General features: G+C 69.5%; 17 protein-coding genes and 2 pseudogenes. 9 read left to right on the plus strand and 10 right to left on the minus strand.

Going from position 1 to position 17,776, the window contains the following annotated elements; translation table 11 throughout:
• Positions 1 to 19: 19 nt before the first annotated feature.
• From IEY31_RS03415 to ftsY, 5 genes are all read left to right on the plus strand, one after another.
• Entirely contained in the window at positions 20 to 484 is a 465-nt protein-coding gene (locus IEY31_RS03415) for an Rrf2 family transcriptional regulator (protein WP_188969059.1), read from the plus strand.
• A 167-nt stretch (positions 485 to 651) separates the two neighbouring features.
• On the plus strand, positions 652 to 1,737 hold the full coding sequence (locus IEY31_RS03420; RefSeq protein WP_188969061.1) for a quinone-dependent dihydroorotate dehydrogenase: 1,086 nt from the start codon (positions 652 to 654) through the stop codon (positions 1,735 to 1,737).
• A 2-nt stretch (positions 1,738 to 1,739) separates the two neighbouring features.
• Positions 1,740 to 2,498, plus strand: coding sequence for a metallophosphoesterase family protein (locus IEY31_RS03425; RefSeq protein WP_188969063.1), 759 nt, complete (start codon positions 1,740 to 1,742; stop codon positions 2,496 to 2,498).
• A 117-nt stretch (positions 2,499 to 2,615) separates the two neighbouring features.
• Positions 2,616 to 4,376 (plus strand): GAF domain-containing sensor histidine kinase, encoded by a 1,761-nt coding sequence (locus tag IEY31_RS03430; RefSeq protein WP_188969065.1) that lies wholly within the window; start codon positions 2,616 to 2,618, stop codon positions 4,374 to 4,376.
• Between the two features lie 151 nt (positions 4,377 to 4,527).
• Positions 4,528 to 5,484 (plus strand): signal recognition particle-docking protein FtsY, encoded by a 957-nt coding sequence (ftsY, locus tag IEY31_RS03435; protein ID WP_188969067.1) that lies wholly within the window; start codon positions 4,528 to 4,530, stop codon positions 5,482 to 5,484.
• 95 nt (positions 5,485 to 5,579) lie between these two features.
• Here the strand turns inward: ftsY and bshC are convergent, their stop codons facing one another.
• Together bshC and IEY31_RS03445 are read right to left on the minus strand one after the other, a co-directional pair.
• Entirely contained in the window at positions 5,580 to 7,136 is a 1,557-nt protein-coding gene (bshC, locus tag IEY31_RS03440; RefSeq protein ID WP_188969069.1) for a bacillithiol biosynthesis cysteine-adding enzyme BshC, read from the minus strand.
• A 79-nt stretch (positions 7,137 to 7,215) separates the two neighbouring features.
• Entirely contained in the window at positions 7,216 to 7,890 is a 675-nt protein-coding gene (locus IEY31_RS03445) for a Crp/Fnr family transcriptional regulator (RefSeq protein WP_188969070.1), read from the minus strand.
• Between the two features lie 95 nt (positions 7,891 to 7,985).
• On the opposite strand from IEY31_RS03445, the gene IEY31_RS03450 reads away from it, so the two are divergent.
• Positions 7,986 to 8,735 carry a WecB/TagA/CpsF family glycosyltransferase gene (locus IEY31_RS03450; RefSeq protein ID WP_188969071.1) on the plus strand — a complete coding sequence of 250 codons (750 nt, stop codon included), beginning with the start codon at positions 7,986 to 7,988 and terminating at the stop codon, positions 8,733 to 8,735.
• Positions 8,736 to 8,760: 25 nt separating this feature from the next.
• Here the strand turns inward: IEY31_RS03450 and IEY31_RS03455 are convergent, their stop codons facing one another.
• From IEY31_RS03455 to IEY31_RS03470, 4 genes are read right to left on the minus strand one after another with little or no spacing between them, the layout of a single operon-like run.
• Positions 8,761 to 10,053 carry an aminotransferase family protein gene (locus IEY31_RS03455; RefSeq protein WP_188969072.1) on the minus strand — a complete coding sequence of 431 codons (1,293 nt, stop codon included), beginning with the start codon at positions 10,051 to 10,053 and terminating at the stop codon, positions 8,761 to 8,763.
• Positions 10,054 to 10,093: 40 nt separating this feature from the next.
• Complete coding sequence (locus tag IEY31_RS03460) at positions 10,094 to 10,576, minus strand: dCTP deaminase domain-containing protein (RefSeq protein ID WP_188969073.1); 483 nt, start codon at positions 10,574 to 10,576, stop codon at positions 10,094 to 10,096.
• Positions 10,570 to 11,088, minus strand: coding sequence for a DinB family protein (locus tag IEY31_RS03465; protein ID WP_229723289.1), 519 nt, complete (start codon positions 11,086 to 11,088; stop codon positions 10,570 to 10,572). The genes IEY31_RS03460 and IEY31_RS03465 overlap by 7 nt, the downstream gene beginning before the upstream one ends.
• Positions 11,085 to 11,603, minus strand: coding sequence for a DinB family protein (locus IEY31_RS03470; protein ID WP_188969074.1), 519 nt, complete (start codon positions 11,601 to 11,603; stop codon positions 11,085 to 11,087). The genes IEY31_RS03465 and IEY31_RS03470 overlap by 4 nt, the downstream gene beginning before the upstream one ends.
• Positions 11,604 to 11,649: 46 nt before the next feature.
• On the opposite strand from IEY31_RS03470, the pseudogene IEY31_RS03475 reads away from it, so the two are divergent.
• Positions 11,650 to 11,931: pseudogene (locus IEY31_RS03475) on the plus strand (DUF4180 domain-containing protein); the annotation flags it as partial.
• 90 nt (positions 11,932 to 12,021) lie between these two features.
• Here the strand turns inward: IEY31_RS03475 and IEY31_RS03480 are convergent.
• Both IEY31_RS03480 and IEY31_RS03485 read right to left on the minus strand, forming a co-directional pair.
• A complete protein-coding gene (locus IEY31_RS03480) occupies positions 12,022 to 13,293 on the minus strand; it encodes a hypothetical protein (RefSeq protein WP_188969075.1) in 1,272 nt (423 codons plus the stop codon).
• A 136-nt stretch (positions 13,294 to 13,429) separates the two neighbouring features.
• Positions 13,430 to 14,716, minus strand: a complete 1,287-nt coding sequence (locus IEY31_RS03485; RefSeq protein ID WP_188969077.1) for a 3-isopropylmalate dehydratase large subunit — start codon at positions 14,714 to 14,716, stop codon at positions 13,430 to 13,432.
• 314 nt (positions 14,717 to 15,030) lie between these two features.
• On the opposite strand from IEY31_RS03485, the gene IEY31_RS03490 reads away from it, so the two are divergent.
• Together IEY31_RS03490 and IEY31_RS03495 are read left to right on the plus strand one after the other, a co-directional pair.
• Positions 15,031 to 15,837: an AAC(3) family N-acetyltransferase gene (locus tag IEY31_RS03490; RefSeq protein ID WP_188969079.1), complete on the plus strand. Its 807-nt coding sequence runs from the start codon at positions 15,031 to 15,033 to the stop codon at positions 15,835 to 15,837.
• A 259-nt stretch (positions 15,838 to 16,096) separates the two neighbouring features.
• Positions 16,097 to 16,816: pseudogene (locus IEY31_RS03495) on the plus strand (GMC family oxidoreductase N-terminal domain-containing protein); the annotation flags it as partial.
• A 22-nt stretch (positions 16,817 to 16,838) separates the two neighbouring features.
• Here IEY31_RS03495 and IEY31_RS03500 read toward each other — a convergent pair.
• Positions 16,839 to 17,258 carry an AMP-binding enzyme gene (locus IEY31_RS03500; protein WP_188969081.1) on the minus strand — a complete coding sequence of 140 codons (420 nt, stop codon included), beginning with the start codon at positions 17,256 to 17,258 and terminating at the stop codon, positions 16,839 to 16,841.
• Positions 17,239 to 17,739, minus strand: coding sequence for an AMP-binding protein (locus tag IEY31_RS03505; protein ID WP_188969083.1), 501 nt, complete (start codon positions 17,737 to 17,739; stop codon positions 17,239 to 17,241). The genes IEY31_RS03500 and IEY31_RS03505 overlap by 20 nt, the downstream gene beginning before the upstream one ends.
• Positions 17,740 to 17,776: the final 37 nt, after the last annotated feature.

Here is a 17,776-nt window from a genome sequence, read left to right on the forward strand (position 1 = left end):
TGGGTGATAGACTACCTCCATGTGGGTGTCTACCAAAGCTCAGTACGGCCTGCGCGCCCTGATCGAGATCGGGCGTCAGGGTGGCGACGCGGTGCCCCTCAAGGACGTGTCGGAACGCCAGGGCCTCAGCCAGCACTATCTGGAGCAGATCGCCAGCAACCTGCGCCGCGCCGGATTTATTCGCAGCATCCGGGGGGCGCACGGCGGCTACCGGCTGGCCCGCCCGGCCGATCAGATCAACGCCTATGACGTGGTCACCGCGCTGGAGGGCAGCATCGCCCCGGTGCAGTGCGTGGAAGATGACCACACCTGTGAAAGCCAGAACGTGTGCGGCACCCAGGACCTGTGGTTCCGCGTGGACGCCGCGCTGCGCGACGTGCTGGGCGGCACCACGCTGGCCGATCTGATCGAGCAGAGTGACCGTCAGCAGCATTCGCGTCTGGTGCAGATCGAGGGCAGTTACAGCGGCTCAGCGGGTTCCTGAAGACCGGGTGCCCCAGGCAGCGCGCAGGAGGCGGTCCCGATCTTCCCGGACCGCCTCCTGCCCTTTTTCCTGCCCGCTCTGCCCGGGCTGAATCTGACGGGGCGATTGCGCGCAACTGCGGGTCATGTGGTTCACGGTGACGGCCCGACTGCGTATCCTGTCTGACGATGTATCGCCGCCTTGCCCGCCCCCTGCTGTTTCGCCTGGACGCCGAAGACGCCCACCACCTGACCCTGGGCGTGCTGGAGGCCGCCTCGAAGGTTCCAGGCTGGCCTGCGCTGGCCCGCGCCGTTGCGTCTCCGGCCCCGGCCCTGGGGCAGACGCTGTTCGGACAGCCCTTCGCCTCGCCCATCGGACTGGCGGCGGGGCTGGACAAGAACGCGGTGGCGGTGCCGGCCTTTGCCGCCCTGGGCTTCGGCTTTCTGGAGGTGGGCACAGTCACCCCGCGGCCCCAGCCAGGCAACGCCCGCCCCCGGCTGTTCCGGCTGCTGGAGGACGAGGCGCTGATCAACCGCATGGGCTTCAACAACGCGGGTGCCGGGGCGCTACACGCCCGTCTGAGCGCCCTGTCCACGCGGCCCGCGCCGGTGTGGGTCAACATCGGCAGAAACAAGGACACGCCCAACGAGGAAGCCGCCGGAGATTACCTGAAGTGCGTTCAGGCCCTGCACGACGTGGCCGACGCCTTCGTTATCAACGTCAGCAGTCCCAACACGCCGGGGCTGCGGGCGCTGCAGGCTGCCGACGGGCTGGGCGAACTGGTGCGCGCCGTACTGCAGGAAGTGGAGCGGGGCCGCGTGCACAATCTGCGCCGCCTGCCGGTGCTGGTGAAACTGGCCCCGGATCTGCACCCCGCCGACTTCGAGGCCAGCGTGGGCGCGGTGCAGGCAGCAGGGGCACACGGGCTGATCGTCAGCAACACGACGCTGTCGCGCGACGGGCTGTTCAGCGGGCGGGCGGGCGAGGCGGGCGGCCTGAGCGGACGGCCCCTGACCCGCAAGTCCACCGCGCTGGTTCGCGAGGCCTACCGCCTGACCGGGGGAACGCTGCCCATTGTGGGGGTCGGCGGCATCTTCAGCCCCGCTGACGCCTACGCCAAGCTGCGTGCCGGGGCCAGCCTGCTGGAGGTCTACAGCGCCCTGGTCTACGAGGGACCGGGACTGGTGCGCCGCCTGAACCGGGGGCTGGCGGACCTACTGGCCCGCGACGGCGTGCAGAACGTGGCCGGGATCGTCGGCGTGGACGCCCGCTAGCCGTGCGGGTCGCCGTCATCAGCGACGTGCACGGCAACGCCTTCGCGCTGGACGCCGTGCTGGCAGACCTGCGGGCCGCCTCGCCGGACCTGATCGTCAACCTGGGAGACCAGATCGAGGGCAGTGCCGATCCTGCCCGCGCCGCCGCCTTGCAGGTGGGGCTGGGGGCCACCGAGGTGCGCGGCAACAACGAGGAGAAGCTGTGGCCAGGCGGCCGGCGCGCAAAGATCTCGCTGGAGTTGGGGGCGTGGCTGGAGACCCAGCTGGACGCCGCCGCCCTGGCCCGGCTGGCCGCCCTGCCGCTGACCGCCCACGCGCTGGACGGGCGGCTGTTTGCGTGCCACGGTACCCCCCACAGCGCCTGGGACATGCTGCTGTGGGAGTGGCGGTTTGACTCTGCAGGAAGCGGAATGGGGACGGAGGCAGGGTTCTACCGGGCGCGTGATCCCCGCGAACTGCGCGCCATCGTGGAGCCGCTCAACGCCGAGGTGGTCGTGTGCGGCCACACCCACCGCCCCGGGGCCACCCGCGTGGGCGACACGCTGGTGGTCAATACCGGCCCGGTCAGCGATCAGGTGGACGGTGACCCGCGCGCCCGCTGGACGCTGCTGGAGCGGCGGGCCGGACAGTGGGCCGTGGACTTCCGCGCCGTGCCCTTCGACATCGAGGCGGCCGTGCGCTGGTCTGCGGCGCATTCTCCCTTCGGGGAGTTTGAGGCCGCGCTGATGAGGAGGGGCGAGATGGTGGGGCGGGGCGGGTAAGGCACCGGGGATGAGGCGCGGCGGTCCAGGCAGAGGGAGCCTCCAGCCGCGCGGGGTGGACGCAGCCCGCGCTGGATGTCACTGACTCTGCCGGCCACTGCTTCTAGACTGACCGACATGACCGATATTCCCGGCACGCCCGGCCCCCTCAGCCCGCCTGCCCGGCCTCCCGCCGCGCCGCGCGCCCCGCTGTCGGACCGGGTGCGGCTGGTCCGCAATCTGTTGCCGCCACTGATCGTGCTGGTGGTGGGGGCTGTTGAACTGCTGATCTCGTTGCTGGGTGACAGCCGCCGCGAGCTGTGGGCGCACCTGCTGTTCTACGGGCTGGTGGGACCGGCCGTGACGTATTTCAGCGTGGAATGGATCGCGGAGGGCACCCGCGCCCGCGAGCGTGCCGAGGTTGAACTGCGCGACCTGTACGGACAGCTCAGCGCCTCGCACGGGCGTTTGCAGGGGGTGCAGGAGTTGATGCGTGACCTGGGCGGCGCGGCGGACCTGGGCGCGGTGCTGGAGGTGGCCGCGCGCGGGGCGGTACGGGTGACCGGGGCCACTCACGCCACCCTGACCGTGCCCGGCGGCCTCAGCGGCACCTCGCGCGGCGAGACGCTGCTCAGTTCGCCCAGCGCGGCGCTGCACCCGCTCAAGGTGGGCATTCCCGGTGGCGGCGCACTGCTGCTGCACTTCGAGACGCCGCCCAGCGCCGACACCACCGAACTGGCCCAGGCCCTGGCCGCCGAGGTCGCCACCGGCGTCGAGGCCGCCCGCCAGCGCACGCTGGACCTGATGACGCTGTACAGCGTGGACCAGAGCATCCGCGCCGAGCGCAACATGCGCCGCCTGCTGTCACGCGTGACCGGCACCATGGCGGGCCGGGTGGGTGCGCAGGCCCGCGCCGCGTACCTGAGTGACGAGGACGGTGTGTTGCGCCTGGAATACGCCCAGGACCAGCGCGGCGAGATCAGCGGCGACGGGGACGGGGAGCACGGCGGGATGACCCCTCCCTTCGCCGCGCGGGTGGCGCAGTCCAACGGGCCGCTCATCGTGACCGGCGCGGAAGCCTGCCAGGTGTTTCCCGAAGCGCGTAGCGTGCTGGGCCTGCCCATGCGCGACGAGAACGGCCTGCTGGGCGTTCTGATGCTGGGCGATCCGCGCGAGGGGGCCTTCGAGGCGGCCCGCGTGTCGCTGCTGGCCCTGATGGCCGGGCAGGCCACCCTGGCGGTCCGCAACGCCCGCGCGTACCTGTATTCCGAGGAACTGGCCATCAGCGACGAGCGCGCCCGCATCGCCCGCGAGATTCACGACGGCGTGGCGCAGTCGCTGGCTTTTGCGGCCCTGAAGCTGGACGTGGTGGCCCGGCAGATGCAGAGTGACCCGGCGCGTGCCGAGGCCGAGGTGCGCTCGGCCACCACCCTGCTGCGCGAGCAGATCCGGGAGGTCCGGCGCAGCATCTTCGCGCTGCGGCCCATCGACCTGGAGCGCTACGGTCTGCTGGAAACCGTGCGCCGCTACGTGCTGGATTTCGGCGAGCAGAACGGTATCCGGAGCAGTCTGGATGTGACCGGCGAGGTGCGGTTGTCGCCCGGCGACGAGGCGGTGGTGTTCCGCATCCTGCAAGAAAGCCTGAACAATGTGGCCAAACACGCCCGCGCCGCCGAGGTCCGCGTGACCCTGGACGGCGGACCGAAACAGGTGCTGCTGCGCGTGCGCGACGACGGCCTGGGCTTTGATCTGGACGCTGTTACCGGGCGGGTCAGCAGCGCGGGCGGTCTGGGCCTGACTCAGATGCGCGAGCGCCTGCAGGCCAGAAGCGGCCAGTACCGCATCATCAGCGCGCCCGGTCAGGGCACGACCATTGAGGCGCAGATGCCACAGGCCTAGGCGGAGGCGCCGGGAGGGAGGTCACGCCGCATGGACGGTGGCCGCTTTTTCCTTCTCATGGCCCTTTTGCCCCTCACAGCGGGCGCTATGGTGTAACCATGACCGTCTCATTACTTCTGTGTGTCAGCCCTGTCTCCTGTGGGGGCCGTCCGTGAGCTGGCTCGAACGCCTGCGCAGCGGCCTGAGCAAGACCCGCGCCCAGATCAACGACACTGCCGGATTCCTGGGCAACGACGTCAAGGACGTGTTTTCCAACCGCCTGGAAACGGTGGAGGATCTGGAATACGCCCTGATCGCGGCGGACGTGGGCCGCGCCGCCACAGAGGAAATTCTGGAGGACGTGCGCCGCAGCGAGGGCAAGAACCTGCAGCAGGCGCTGATGGACGCCCTGACCCTGCAACTGGAGCCCAATGCCCGCCGCGCCGAATTCCGCAAGCTGGGCTTTGCGCCGCAGGCCAGCCGGATGTCGGTGGAGCCTGGTGGGCATGTGGTTATGGTGATCGGGGTCAACGGTGTGGGCAAGACCACCACCATCGCCAAGCTGGGCCAGTACTACATGGGCCGAGGCAAGAGCGTGATGTTCGCCGCCGGAGACACCTTCCGCGCCGCCGCCGGGGCGCAGCTGGGCGAGTGGGGTGACCGGCTGGGCGTGCCGGTGGTGCAGGGCACCGACGGGGGTGACCCGGCCGCCGTCGCCTACGACGCCGCCACCGCCCGCGCCGCCCGGGGCACGGACCTGCTGTTCGTGGACACCGCCGGACGCCTGCACAACAAGCACAACCTGATGGAAGAACTGAAGAAGGTGCGCCGCGTGATCGAGAAGGCCGATCCCGGCGAGCCCGCCGAGGTCTGGCTGGTGCTGGACGCCGTGACCGGGCAGAACGGGCTGCAACAGGCCAAGAAGTTCCACGAGTCCACGCCGCTGACCGGTGTGATCGTCACCAAGCTGGACGGCACCTCCAAGGGCGGCATCCTGATTCCCATCGTGCGCGAACTGGGCGTGCCGATCAAGTTCATCGGCGTGGGTGAGAGCGCCAGCGACCTGCAGCCGTTCGACAGCCAGGACTTCGTGCGGGCGCTGTTCGATGTGGACGTGCCCAGGGCATAATCCGCCCTGCCACCCACTGCTGGGTGGCGTCACAGGAAGAGGGCAGGCACTGTAACCCCGGTGCCCGCCCTCTTCCCCTCTTTCCACCCTGGACTTCAGGGAATCTCGATTTCCCCTCGCCAGCCCGGCTCCAGCGCCAGCAGCAGCTCCAGTGGTTTGTCGCCGTGCTTGAGCAGGTACGTCAGGAAGTTCATCTCGCGTTCCTGCGGCGTGCCGTTCGGCAGCAGATGGGCCTTGAGGCGCGACAGTTGCCCGCTGCGGTCATTTTCCTGCCGGGCCAGTGCCCGCACTGCCTGGGTCTGGAGCCGGCCCACCCGCGCGGTGACGCGCTCACGGGTCCGCCCCGCCGCGCCCACCAGGGTGGGGTCCAGGGCGGCAATCTCGTCCATCACGGCCCGCAACTGGGTGGCGATTTCGTCCAGTTTCCGGGTGGTCACGGCCTCCGCGCCGCGCTCGCGGGCCAGGGCGCGGCCCAGCACGCCCTCCGGATCGGCCTGCACCTCAGCGGCGGTGGCGCCCAGCCGCCGCAGCAGGCGGGCCACATTGGGCTCCAGCCACGTCACGCTCAAGCGCGGCCACAGCAGCGGCTGCTTCAGGCCGTGGAGTTCGTAGACCTCGCGCAGCTGCGCTCCATAGGCGATCTCGCCGGGGCCCACCACAAAGGCCAGCGTGGGCAGCAGCGCGTCCTGAACAGCCGGGCGCAGGCCGGCCGCCGGGGTCAGGCGGCTGGGATCGGCCTCCAGCATGGCCCGCAGCTCGCGGTGGGTGTAGGCGCGGGTGTCGGTGCTGAAGCGCGCCCCGTCCAGCCGCAGCAACCGCCGGTGACCGTCGTCCTCCTCAATAAAGACGTTGGTGGCCCCTGCCGGGCGGCGCAGCTGCGGCGTGAAGTCCTGTGCCATCAGCCGGGCCGCCGCGTCCTCGATGAGTGCCGAGGAGGCCAGCGGGTTGTCGAGTTCGCGGGCCAGGGTGGGGGCCATCAGGCGGGCCAGAGCGGGGTGCAGCGGGTCCAGCACGATCAGCCCGGCGGGGGAGAGCAGCCCGTGAATCAGGCGGGCAAAGACGTCGGCGTAACTCCCTCCCCCCTGCGTGGCCCGCGCCAGGCGGCCCCGCACGGCGGCAACGTGTTCTGGCGGGGCGTCGAATGCGTCCAGCACGGCCTCTGCCTGCGCGGTCCACTCCCCGCGCCACGGCACGCGGCCCACCGGCATGCCCTCCGGCACGTCCAGCGTCAGCCGGTGCAGCTGCTCCGAGAGGTCCAGAAGGCTGGTGCTGGCAACTTCCGCCGCGTCGTGGTCCTGGCTGGCCACCCAGTAGATGGCCACCACGGGCACGTCCTCGGTGTCCAGCTGCCGGGCCAGCAGCGCGGCGTCGGCCCCCTTGTGAACGCTGTAGGCCGGGCCGGTCAGTGCGCCTGCCTGCTGCCCGGTCACAACCACCCTGGAGTGCGGGTGCGCCAGCCGGGTCAGTGCCTGTTCCACGCGGGCGTCCAGTGTGCCCAGATCGCGGTGGTACGTTCTTAAGGCCCCGGCGAGCGCGGCCCGGTCGATGTCCGGGCGTTGCTCGGCCCGCGCCTGCTGTGTGCCGCCCACCGGAAGACGGAAAAACTCTGCCAGTGTTCCGGCGGTGTACTCCGCCGCTATGTTGCGCGCCATACTGCCCATTCCTTCCCGCCCCGGCGCAGACCGGGAAACAGTTGCTGATAGATGTGAGGTCATGCCGGCCGCCCTGCGCCTAACGCAGGGACTCCCGCGTGGCCCGTTGCAGGCCGTCCCGGTCCGTCAGGATAATGCGCCGGTAGCCCAGGTCTAGCAGGCCGCGCGAGCGGAAATCGCCCAGCAGCTTGGTGATGGTCTCACGGGTGCTGCCCACCACGTAGGCCAGGTCCTGATGCGAGACCCGGTCGCGCAGGGCGATGGGCCCCTCCTGGGGCCAGCCGCCCTCGCGCTCGGCCAGCGTCAGCAGCGCCAGCGCCAGCCGCTGCGAGACCTCCAGAAACACCAGTCCCGACAGACGCTCCTGCACGCCGCGCGTCTGGCGGGTGATCTGCTCGGTCAGGGCCACGCCCACCGCCGGCTGCGCGTCGGTCAGGCGATGCAGCGCGTCCTGGCCTAGCATCAGCGCCTCCACGTCGTCCATTGCCTCGCCGTAGACGTTGTAGCTTTCCCCTGGGGTCAGGGCCGAGACGCCCAGCAACGCGCCGGGGCCGTGCACGTCCAGCGTGACCTCGCGGGCCCCGCTGCCCAGGCGGTACAGCCGCACCGCGCCGCGCAGGATCAGGTACAGCGTCTCGGCGGCGTCTTCCGGGTGAAACAGCAGCCCGGCCCGCGCCCAGCGTCCCACCCGACTCGCCGCCATGACCTGCGCCTGGGCTTCTTCAGGCAGGGTTCCAAATGCTCCGGGCAACATATGTGGGTCAGTATGCCGCAACGGACGGCGTGGTGCGGAAGACTGGCCGCGGCACCGGCATGAAAATCGGCCCGGAGAGTTTAGAATCAGCCGGAATGTCCCCCTCTCCCCACCGCCCGCGTCTGCGCCTGTTTGACCTGCCGCTGGACGTGATCAACCTGAGTGACACGCTGACGCTGCTGGGTGACTGGCTGGCGGACCCGGCCCGCCGGCCGCACACGGTGGTAACCCTGAACCCCGAGATCATCGTGCAGGCGCGCAGCCACCCGGAATTCGCGCGGGCCGTGCAGGACGCCGATCTGGTCACCGCCGACGGCGTGGGCATCGTGTACGCCGCCCGGCAGCTTCACGCCGAGGAGGTGCCCCGCGCGCCCGGCTTCGACATCGTCAGGGGTCTGATGCAGCGGCACGGCGCGGAGCTGCGGGTGTTCTTTCTGGGTGCGAAACCCGGCGTGGCCGAGGCCGCCGCGCAGAACGCGGTCCGCGACTACGGCGTCGTCGTGGCCGGCATCCACCACGGCTACTTCGGCCCGGAGGACGACGAGCGGGTGGCGCGGCTGATTGGCGACAGCGGCGCAAACCTGCTGCTGACGGCCATGGGGGCCGGACGGCAGGAGGTCTTCAATGGGCAGTGGCGCGGCGTGCTGGGCGTCCCGGTCATGATCGGCTGCGGCGGCGTGATCGACGTGCTGGCCGGCACCGCAGAGCTGGCCCCGGCCTGGACCCGCAAACTGGGTGTGGAATGGGTCTGGCGCGTCGCGGGGGACCGCAAACGGTGGAACCGTGCGCCGCGCCTGCTGAATTTCGTGCGGATGGTCCGGGCCGAGAAGCGGCGCAAGGGCTAGGGCCGCAAGAAGGGGAACCGCGGATTCAGGCCCGCGTGTCGGACAGCGCCGCGTCCAGCGCCGCCAGCAGCTGGTCCACCTCCGCCGCCGTGATGCTCAGGGGCGGCCCCAGCAGCAGGTGATCGCCGCGCGCGCCGTCCACCGCGCCGGAACCAGGGTAGGTGATCAGCCCATGCTCCCGCGCCGCCGCCGCCACCCGGTCCGCCAGCCCCGGCGTTGCGTACGCCGCGCCGGTGGCCGGGTCGCCCAGTACCAGGCCCAGCAGCAGTCCGTGCCCCCGCGCCTCAAGGACGTGCGGGTGCTCCGCTTTCAACGCCTGCAATCCGGTAAGTAGCTGTGCACCCCTCTCGTTCGCTGCCTCGACAAGCCGTTCGTTCTCGATGATGTCCAACACGCTCAGGCCCGCCGCCACGCTGACCGGGTGTCCCGCGTAGGTAAAGCCGTGCTTGAAGGCCCCGGAGCCGTTCATCACGGTGTCGTGGACTGTCGGGCTCGCCATCAGTCCAGCCAGGGGCGCGTAGCCTGCCGCCAGTCCCTTGCCCAGCACCACGATGTCGGGCGTCACGTCGTCGTGCAGCCGCACGGCCAGCGGAGCGCCGCAGCGGCCCATCCCGCACATCACCTCGTCGGCGATGAACAGCACACCGTACTCGCGGCAGATGTCCGCGACGCGGGCGTGATAACCCGCATTCGGGGCCAGCGCCGCGTCTGACGCGCCCACCACCGGCTCACACATGAAGGCGGCCACCGTCTCTGGCCCCAGCTGCTTCAGCAGGGCGCGCAGGCGTTCGGCGTCGGCCTCGCCTGACAGGGCTGGGTCCGGTTTGGGCAGCTTGGGCCACGCGGCCTCATTCATCAGCGGCGTGTACAGTTCGCGCCGCGCGCCCATGCCCGAGGCCGCCAGCGCCCCCAGCGACGCGCCGTGGTAGCTGGGCCGGCGCGTGATGATCCGGTAGCGGCCTGTCTCGCCGCGCTCGGCGTGGTACTGGCGGGCCAGCTTGATGGCGCTCTCGGTGGCCTCCGAGCCGCCGGACACGGCCCAGAAACGGAACGCGGGCAGCCCCAGAAACGCGGCGAGGCGCGAGGCGTAACTTTCCAGCACGTCACTGGAAAACTGCGAGCCGTGGACAAAGGCCAGCCGGCGCGCCTGCGCCGCCATTGCGTCGGCCACCGCCGCCCGCCCATGTCCGATGTTGGCGACGAGCGCGCCGGAACTGCCGTCCAGCGTGCGTGTGCCGGTGTCGTCAAAGAGGTACACGCCCTCGGCGTGCGTGGCGATGGGGTAGGGCCTGCGCGAGCGGTAAAACACATTGGACATGTCGGGTTCCTGGAGTATGGGGAGGAGGGGAGAGGGGCGCTTAGCGTCCGGTGTGGCCGGAGCCGCCCTGACGTTCGGGACCAGCCGCGACGTCGTCGCCGTCGGCCAGCAGATATTTGGTGAACACTGCCTGCGCGATCCGGTCGCCCGCCCGCGCCGTGAAGACTTCGGCCCCCAGGTTGAGGACCGAGAGGCGGATGTTGCCGTCGTTGTCGGGGTTCGAGTGGTAGTCGGCGTCCACGAGGCCCACCGTATTGCTGAGCATGACGCCGCGCAGCCCCACCGAGGAGCGCGGGTAGACCGACAGCACCTCGTCCGGCAGCATGTACGCCTTGAGGTCGGTCACGATAACCGTGCGGGCCTGCGGTGCCAGCGTGAAGCCGACCGGGGTATGCAGGTCATAGCCCGCAGAGTGCCGTGAAGCCCGGCGGGGCAGCTCGATGGCGGCGTCGGGGTGCTGGCGGTGCTGGTCGGCAACCACCTCGAAACCGCGCTGCCGGGCGGACCGTGGCCGGTCTACCACGTGTCCCCGCCGCCCGGTGGCGGCCACAGCCCCAGCGCCTGCCGGACGCTCACGACCTGTCCCAGGTGGTAGACGCTGTGTCCGGCATAGTTGGCGAGCATGGCCGCGAAAGGCACGCCGCTGCTGTCGGGGGCGGCGCACCGCTGGGGGTCGCGGGCCAGCGCCCGCAGCCGGGAGGCGTCGCGCAGCAGACCGGCGCGTACCCCGGCCCAGTCGCGCGGTGCGGGCCAGCCGCCCTCGGCGTGTTCGGGCGTCTCCGGATTTTGCCCGTCCAGGGAGGCCAGCAGGTGCGCCTGCCAGAACTGAACGTGCGCCACGATCTGCGCGACGCTGTGCGGCAGGTGGTTCGGCGTGCGCTCGGCCTGTCCTGCGTCCAGCCCTTCCAGCGCCCGCTCCCACGACACATTGGCCGGGCCGCCCAGAAACAGGTTGCCCACCGCCTTGCCGAAGACCTCGCCAGACACCACTCCAGGCACCACGCCGGGCTCCTTGCCGGTCTTCGGCTTGCTCACCAGGTATCACCTCCGGCAGGGGGGGGCCACGCGCCCAGCGCCTGACGCACCGTCACGATCTGTCCGAAATGATGGGCGGTGTGTAGCGCAAAATCGGCCAGCAGTTCGCCAATCGTCTCCTCATGGTTGACCGGGTTGGCCAGATCGGGGCGTGCGGCGTGGGCGTCGATGCGGGCCAGCAGCCCGTAGAACTCGTTCTTTGTCCGGCTCCAGTCGCCCTCGCCCAGCACGGGCCAGGTGTCGGCGGCGTGGGCGGGATATGGCTGCGCCTGTCCCATCTCGATGGTGTCGAGCATCCAGCGGTTCCACCAGTTGATGTGGGCCAGCAGGTCCAGCACGCTGTGCGGCAGACTGTCGGGCACGCGGGCGGCGGTGCCGGCGTCCAGGCCGCTCAGGCTGGCCTCCACGCCCACGAACGCCTGCCCGCCCCGGAACAGCTTGGGCAGCAGGCGGGCAAGGGCCAGCTGGGCGCGCTGGCTGCGGTCATCGTTCGGGCGGTTGCCGGGGAGGGTCATGCGGGCATTTTGGCAGAAAGCGGGCATTTGCTACGCAGCGTCCAGCATGACGGCAGGCAGCCTGACGGCAGACGACGTGCCGGTGATCCACCGTACCCATAAGCTGGGGCTGCCTATCCACACGGCAGATGACTGCAACGGGGTGATCGGCGCGGCCTACAGTCTGGATGGCGTGATCCTGGCTGAGACGGACGGGTCGCCCGCATTCTTCCGCCCGAGCGGCGGGCTGGCGGGCGAGGCGTCCCAGAGGTTCACCCACTTCTGGCTGCGCGTGGCGCGGGTGCTGCCGGACCCTGCTGCTCATGGCGAACGGTTTGTGGAGCTGGCCCAAGAACATGCCCGCAGGTTTGTCCGCAGCGCAACGCAGCGGCCCCAGCCCACGCGGCAGGGGCGTCGGGCCAGGGCCGGGCATACCGGCTCAGTTCAGTTGTGCTTCCCCGCTCCCATCCGCAGCAGGCGCGAGGAAGGCGGCCAGTTCCGGCGGCACGTCGTCGAACAGGTCACGCCACTGCTCGCCGTCGAAGGTGACCTCCGATTCCATGAACGTCTGCGACAGCGGATCGGGGTCCCCCAGGGCGTCCTCGGGCAGATCCAGGCGCACGGCAACGGGCACCGGCAGGGTCTGGGCCTCCAGAACAGTCAGCTCGTCGCCGTAGGTCTCGCGCAGCATCTGGGTGGTCCACTCGGCCCACTCCTCCGCATTTCCGGCTCCGGTGGCCTCGCGCAGTTCAGTCTGAATGCGCTCCTTGTGTTCCTCGGGCACGTCCTCGCCCCATTCCATGCGCCCGTCGGCGTGGACGGTCACGCCCACCATCTCCATGTCGAAGATGTTGGCAAGTTCGGGCGGCAGGTGCGTGCCGTCCACCTCAGCGTCGGGGTCCGCGTAACTGGCCCACGTCTCGCCGTCCAGGCTGTAGGCATCGGCCTCCATCATTGGGATGAATTCCACGCCCGAGCGAATGGCGAACACGCCGCCCAGCGGATTTTGTAGCGGGGCGGGGCGGCGCAGTTCAAAGGTGCTGCGGCGCACCAGCGGCACTGGTGCAGCGCGGTCCTCCATGCGCTCACGGTGAAGCTCGGCCCACAGCGCCTCGGTCTCACCGTCCCACTCGCGCACGACCTCTTCCAGGGCTTCAAGCATCTCGGCGGGCGGGTCAGGCTCGATGTCGATGCGTCCGGCCTGCCAGTGTTCCGCCACAAACTGCCCGATGGATTCGCCCTGAAGGCTGAAGGCCGCGTTGCTTTGCAGCACTGACATGACCTGCTGCGGGCTGCGCGGGGCACCCAGGGTTTCCCAGCGCGTGCCGTCGAAGGAGTGGCGCTGCTCGCGCAGCCGGATTGCGCCGCCATCCACCGGAATGGAGACCTGTTCGCTGCTCATCTGCTGCGGCCCCAGCGCCAGCTCGCCCGTGATGCGGCGCAGGCCCGGCACGGGCACGGCCTCCACATCCTCCAGGGTGGCCAGGGTTGCGTGGTAGGCCCCCGACAGCAGCAGCGACGTGCGGTACTCGCTGGCCCAGGCCGGGCCGTTTGACTGCGTGGCCCGCAGCGCGTCCACAATGGTCTGCGTCAGCCCGGCGTCGTCCGGACCCCGCACCAGCGTGACCTCGCCGGAGGCTTCAAGCTGCGCCTCGAAGGGATGGACGGTGGGCATCAGGCCCAGTGCTTTGCGTCGTTTGGCTTCACCCATAAGGCCTGTAGTCAAGCACGGATCCGCCGGGCGTGGGGGAGAACAGCCTGAGGCTGCGCCGATCCCGGCGGCTTTGATCAAAAAGGGGCGGGAAGGAGGCAGTCTGGTTCGCCTCCTTCCCGCCCTGTGCCCGGCGTCAGTCCGCCGCTTCGATGCTGCTGTTGTACTCCCGCGGATCAGAGATAAAGCCGCTGACCGCGCTGGCCGCCACCGTGGCGGGCGAGGCGAGGTAGATCGCCGCCGTGGGATCGCCCATGCGCCCCACGAAGTTGCGGTTGGTGCTGGAAATGCACACATCGTCCGGCCCCAGCACGCCGCTGTGCATGCCCAGGCACGCCCCGCAGCTGGGGTAGCTCACGCTGGCCCCGGCGTCCACGAAGATTTCCAGCAGGCCCTCGCTGGCCGCCTGCTTCCAGATCAGCTGGGTGGCCGGAACAACGATCATCTGCACGCCATCGGCCACCTTGCGCCCCTTGAGGATGCGGGCCACGTCGCGCAGGTCCCCGATGCGTCCGTTGGTGCAGCTGCCGACGTAGGCGTGCGTCACGGCGATCCGGTCACTGCCCGCCACGCGCCCGTTGCTGGGAATGTGCGGGTAGGCCACAGTGGGCTCCACGGCCGAGGCGTCCACATCAATCACGATGCGGTAGCTGGCATCCGGGTCCGAGGTGTACTCGGTGTAGTCGCCAGACTGCACGCCGCGCTCGGCGAGGTAGGCGCGGGTGGTGCCGTCCACCGCCACGATGCCGGTCTTGCCGCCCGCCTCGATGGCCATGTTGGTCAGGGTGTAGCGCCCTTCCATGTCCAGGTTGTCGATGTACTCGCCCACCCATTCCATCACCAGATAGTTCGCGCCGTCCGCCCCGATGCGCTTGATGACTTCCAGCACCACATCCTTGGGCGTCACGCCTGGCTGCGTCCGGCCTGTGACCCGGATCAGCATGGTTTCGGGTACCTTGAACCACACCCGGCCCGCGTAGATCGCCCCGGCCAGATCGGTGCTGCCCACGCCGGTGGCAAAGCAGCCCAGCGCCCCGGCGTTGCAGGTGTGAGAATCGCCCGACACCAGCGTCTGCCCCGGCTTGATCAGACCGGTGTTTTCCAGCACCACATGCGCAATCCCGCCGCGCCCGACATCGTAGAAGTGCTTGATGCCCTTCTCCTTGACCCAGGACTTGAGCTTCTGGTACATCTGTGCGGCCTTGATGTTCATGGCCGGAACCGAGTGGTCCGGCACCGCCACGATCTGGTCAGGATTAAAGACCCGGTCCATGCCGCGTTCCTCGAGCATCCGCAGGGCGGCGGGCGTGGTGATCTCGTGGCACAGCACCCAGTCGGTCCTGCACTCAATCAGCTGACCAGGCACCACGTGGGCATGGCCGCTGTGGGCCGCCAGAATCTTTTCCGCAATCGTCATTCCCATAAGCCTCTCCTCCCCAGACCAGCACACCCCCGGACGCCGCAAGGCCTGCCGGGGGCGAACTGAACGCTTGAAACCAGCGCTCAACGCCCCGGACGAAGAGGCGGGGCCAGAGGGGCGCCGCGCTCCGAACACTGCCGGGTGCCGAACATGCCGCCGAGTCTAGCGCCTGGGTGCGGACCTGCGGTCCGGGGTGAGATAGACGGGCTCCGCCCAGCCGCAGCCTCCGGGACCACCCGCCCACCGGCCCACCCCCGTCCCGGAAGGTGGGCGCCGGCTCTAGCCCTGGCCCGTGCGGGACCGTTAAACTGCGCAGTGTGCTGAACTTGCTGCGGAAGCCCGCTGTGCAGAGTGCCGACCTCGACGAGGGGCTGGCCGCGCTGGGGCTGGACGGCACTCAGCACCTGATCGTCCACGCCAGCCTCAAGTCCTTCGGTACGCTGGAGGGCGGCGCCAGAACGCTGGTCGACACGCTGGGACGGCGTACAGCCACGCTGGTGGCCCCGGCCTTCAGCTACAACACGCTGCTTAACCGCCCCAGCAGCAACGTTCATGCAAAATTCCACCGTGACACCCGCGTCAGCCGTGACATCGGGCGGGTGTCGCAGGAACTGGTGGACCGGCGCGACGCCCTGCGCTCGTTTCACCCCACGCTCAGCTTCGTGGCGCTGGGCCAGGAGGCCGCGCGGATCACGGCGGCCCAGTCACTGAGCAGTCCGTACCAGCCTGTTGGGGCGCTATACGATCTGAACGGCTACGCGCTGCTGATCGGCGTGGACTTCGGCAGCAACACCAGCGTCCACTATGGCGAGTATCTGGCCGGCATGCCCATGCTGACGCGCTACGTGCCGCTGGACGGTCAGGTGCTGCCCACCGCCTTTCCCAATTGCTCGGCGGATTTTGACAACCTGTTGCCCGAGGTGGAATTCGGGCTCCAGTCGGCTCGCGTCGGCCCGTCTACCCTGCGGCTGTACCGGGTGCGCGATCTGGTGGACAGCACCGTGCGGCTGCTGCAGCGTGATCCGGAAGCGCTGCTGTGCCAGTACCGGGGCTGCCGCTGCCAGGACGTGCGCCAGACGGTGCGGCGTGACGGCCTGCAACCCCGGTTGCACCTGGGGCTGTAACGCCAGAAGGGTCGGTTTCCTTCCGGGTTTTTGCGGACGGCCTGTCCTACACTCGGCCCGAACACGAATTCAATCACGGCAGTCCTGGGCCGCCCTGTGCCGAACACGTCGGCCCGGTCCGGTAGGCCGTTCCTCATTCCGGCGCCGTTTCCCAAGCTGTTCAAGTCCCCACTGGAATGGAACTACGAGACCTAAGCGCAGAAGCACCTGAACGGGCGCAGGTTGTACTGGCCGCGCGGCAAACCGTCGATACACCCATGAGATCTGCGACGCCATCACCGAGAGCTTCAAGCAACTGGGCCATCCCGCCAACGACGACTTCAAATGCGAGACCACGGAGGGTATGGATCGCTACCACGTGACCCAGAAGGGCGGCGCACGGCATTCGGCGGCTTGCCCAGCCCTGGCAAGCAGCGGCCCCAGCCGACTGGAAGCCCGCACCGGAGCGCACATCACCCGCATCCTCCTCGAGGGCAAGAAGGCCGTGGGCGTGGAATATCTGGAAGGCACCGAAACCCGGCAGGTCATGGCCGGAAAGGGTGTGATTCTGGCGGCGGGTGCGGTCACCAGTCCGCACCCGCTGATGCTGTCGGGCGCGGGCGAGCGGGCACAACTGGAGGCGGGGGTAGAAGTTCTGCTTGATCTCCCCGGCGTGGGCCAGAACCTGCAAGACCACCTTTTCGTGCCAGTGGTCTGCGACACCGAGACGCCGGGGCTGAAGGACGCCACCGGCGAGACCCAGATGACCCCTGTACATGTCCGAGCAGCGCGGCATGCTGTGCAGAAACGTGGGCGAGACCGGTGGCTTCATGAAAACTCACTCCTCGCTGCCCGCCCCGGCCCTTTAGTGTCACAACGGCGCGGCGCTGTTCGTGGACCACGGATTTGTCGAGCTGGACGGTCACCATTCGATCTGTTTCCGGGCCGGGAAGCGCTGCCTGCGCGGGCGGCCGGGGCAATGGCTGTGTCTGCCGATTGAGCGATGACGGCCAACGAGGGCGTTACCGGAGAAACCTTTCTGCCGCAAGGCCCTTTTCTGGTTCTGCCTCTCGTGCCAGCCGGGAACGCAGCAGCTTGCCCGCCGGTGACCTCGGCAGTGCATCCAGCAGCGTGATGTTTTGCGGGCGGAACATCCGGGGCAGCAGCGCATTCAGTTCTCTTCGAAGCTGTTCGGGGTCAGGTACGTGGCCGGGATTCAGCACGATAAAGGCGTGGATGCCGGTCCCAAACTCGGCGCAGGGGACGCCCACCACGGCGCACTCGGCCACCGCTTCCAGCGCGGCGATGCGTTCCTCCAGACTGGCCGGAAACACATTCTCACCGCCGCAGATCAGCAACCCGTCGGCGCGGCCATTCAGGGTCAGGCGACCCGCCGCGTCCTGCGAGGCCAGATCGCCCGTGTCATGTCCGTTGGCAAACACACGTCCGGTTTCGCCGTGAAGTTTCGCTGTGAAGTTCGAGCTTCACGCCCGGCAGCACCCGGCCCACGCTTTCCGGCGCGGCCCGCAGGTCGGCGGGCGTCGCCAGCGAGATCAGGCCTGTTTCGGTCGAGCCGTACAGGTTGAACAGCACGTCGCCGAAACGGTCCAGCGCCGCCGTCACCAGCGGTGCGCCCAGCGGGGCCGAGCCGCAGATGATGGCGCGCAGCGCCGGGGCAGCCTGCCTGTCAGGTCCATCCAGCAGCCGGTGGAGCAGGGTGGGCAACAGCACCAGGACCTCAATTCCTTCCTCTTGTAGCGTGTGCCACATGGCTTCTTTCGTGGGGCGACACAGGTGCAGCGGTGCGCCCAGGGCCAGACCCAGGCCCAGCGCGGCCAGCCCGTGCCCGTGAAACAGCGGCAGAGTCAGCAGTGTCGGCGCACCTGCCCGCGGCGGCAGGGCGTCCATGAGGGCGCTGGTCACGCGCCGCACGACGCCAGCAGCCGCGCCGTCGCCTCGC

Source organism: Deinococcus aerolatus, assembly GCF_014647055.1.
GTDB classification, from domain to species: domain Bacteria; phylum Deinococcota; class Deinococci; order Deinococcales; family Deinococcaceae; genus Deinococcus; species Deinococcus aerolatus.

Excerpts from the sequence above, each read along its gene's own strand:
- IEY31_RS03415 (WP_188969059.1), top strand. The coding sequence starts at position 20 with ATGTGGGTGTCTACCAAAGCTCAGTACGGCCTGCGCGCCCTGATCGAG.
- IEY31_RS03420 (WP_188969061.1), top strand. The coding sequence starts at position 652 with ATGTATCGCCGCCTTGCCCGCCCCCTGCTGTTTCGCCTGGACGCCGAA.
- IEY31_RS03430 (WP_188969065.1), top strand. The coding sequence starts at position 2,616 with ATGACCGATATTCCCGGCACGCCCGGCCCCCTCAGCCCGCCTGCCCGG.
- bshC (WP_188969069.1), bottom strand. The coding sequence starts at position 7,136 with ATGGCGCGCAACATAGCGGCGGAGTACACCGCCGGAACACTGGCAGAG.
- IEY31_RS03445 (WP_188969070.1), bottom strand. The coding sequence starts at position 7,890 with ATGTTGCCCGGAGCATTTGGAACCCTGCCTGAAGAAGCCCAGGCGCAG.
- IEY31_RS03450 (WP_188969071.1), top strand. The coding sequence starts at position 7,986 with ATGTCCCCCTCTCCCCACCGCCCGCGTCTGCGCCTGTTTGACCTGCCG.
- IEY31_RS03455 (WP_188969072.1), bottom strand. The coding sequence starts at position 10,053 with ATGTCCAATGTGTTTTACCGCTCGCGCAGGCCCTACCCCATCGCCACG.
- IEY31_RS03470 (WP_188969074.1), bottom strand. The coding sequence starts at position 11,603 with ATGACCCTCCCCGGCAACCGCCCGAACGATGACCGCAGCCAGCGCGCC.
- IEY31_RS03480 (WP_188969075.1), bottom strand. The coding sequence starts at position 13,293 with ATGGGTGAAGCCAAACGACGCAAAGCACTGGGCCTGATGCCCACCGTC.
- IEY31_RS03485 (WP_188969077.1), bottom strand. The coding sequence starts at position 14,716 with ATGGGAATGACGATTGCGGAAAAGATTCTGGCGGCCCACAGCGGCCAT.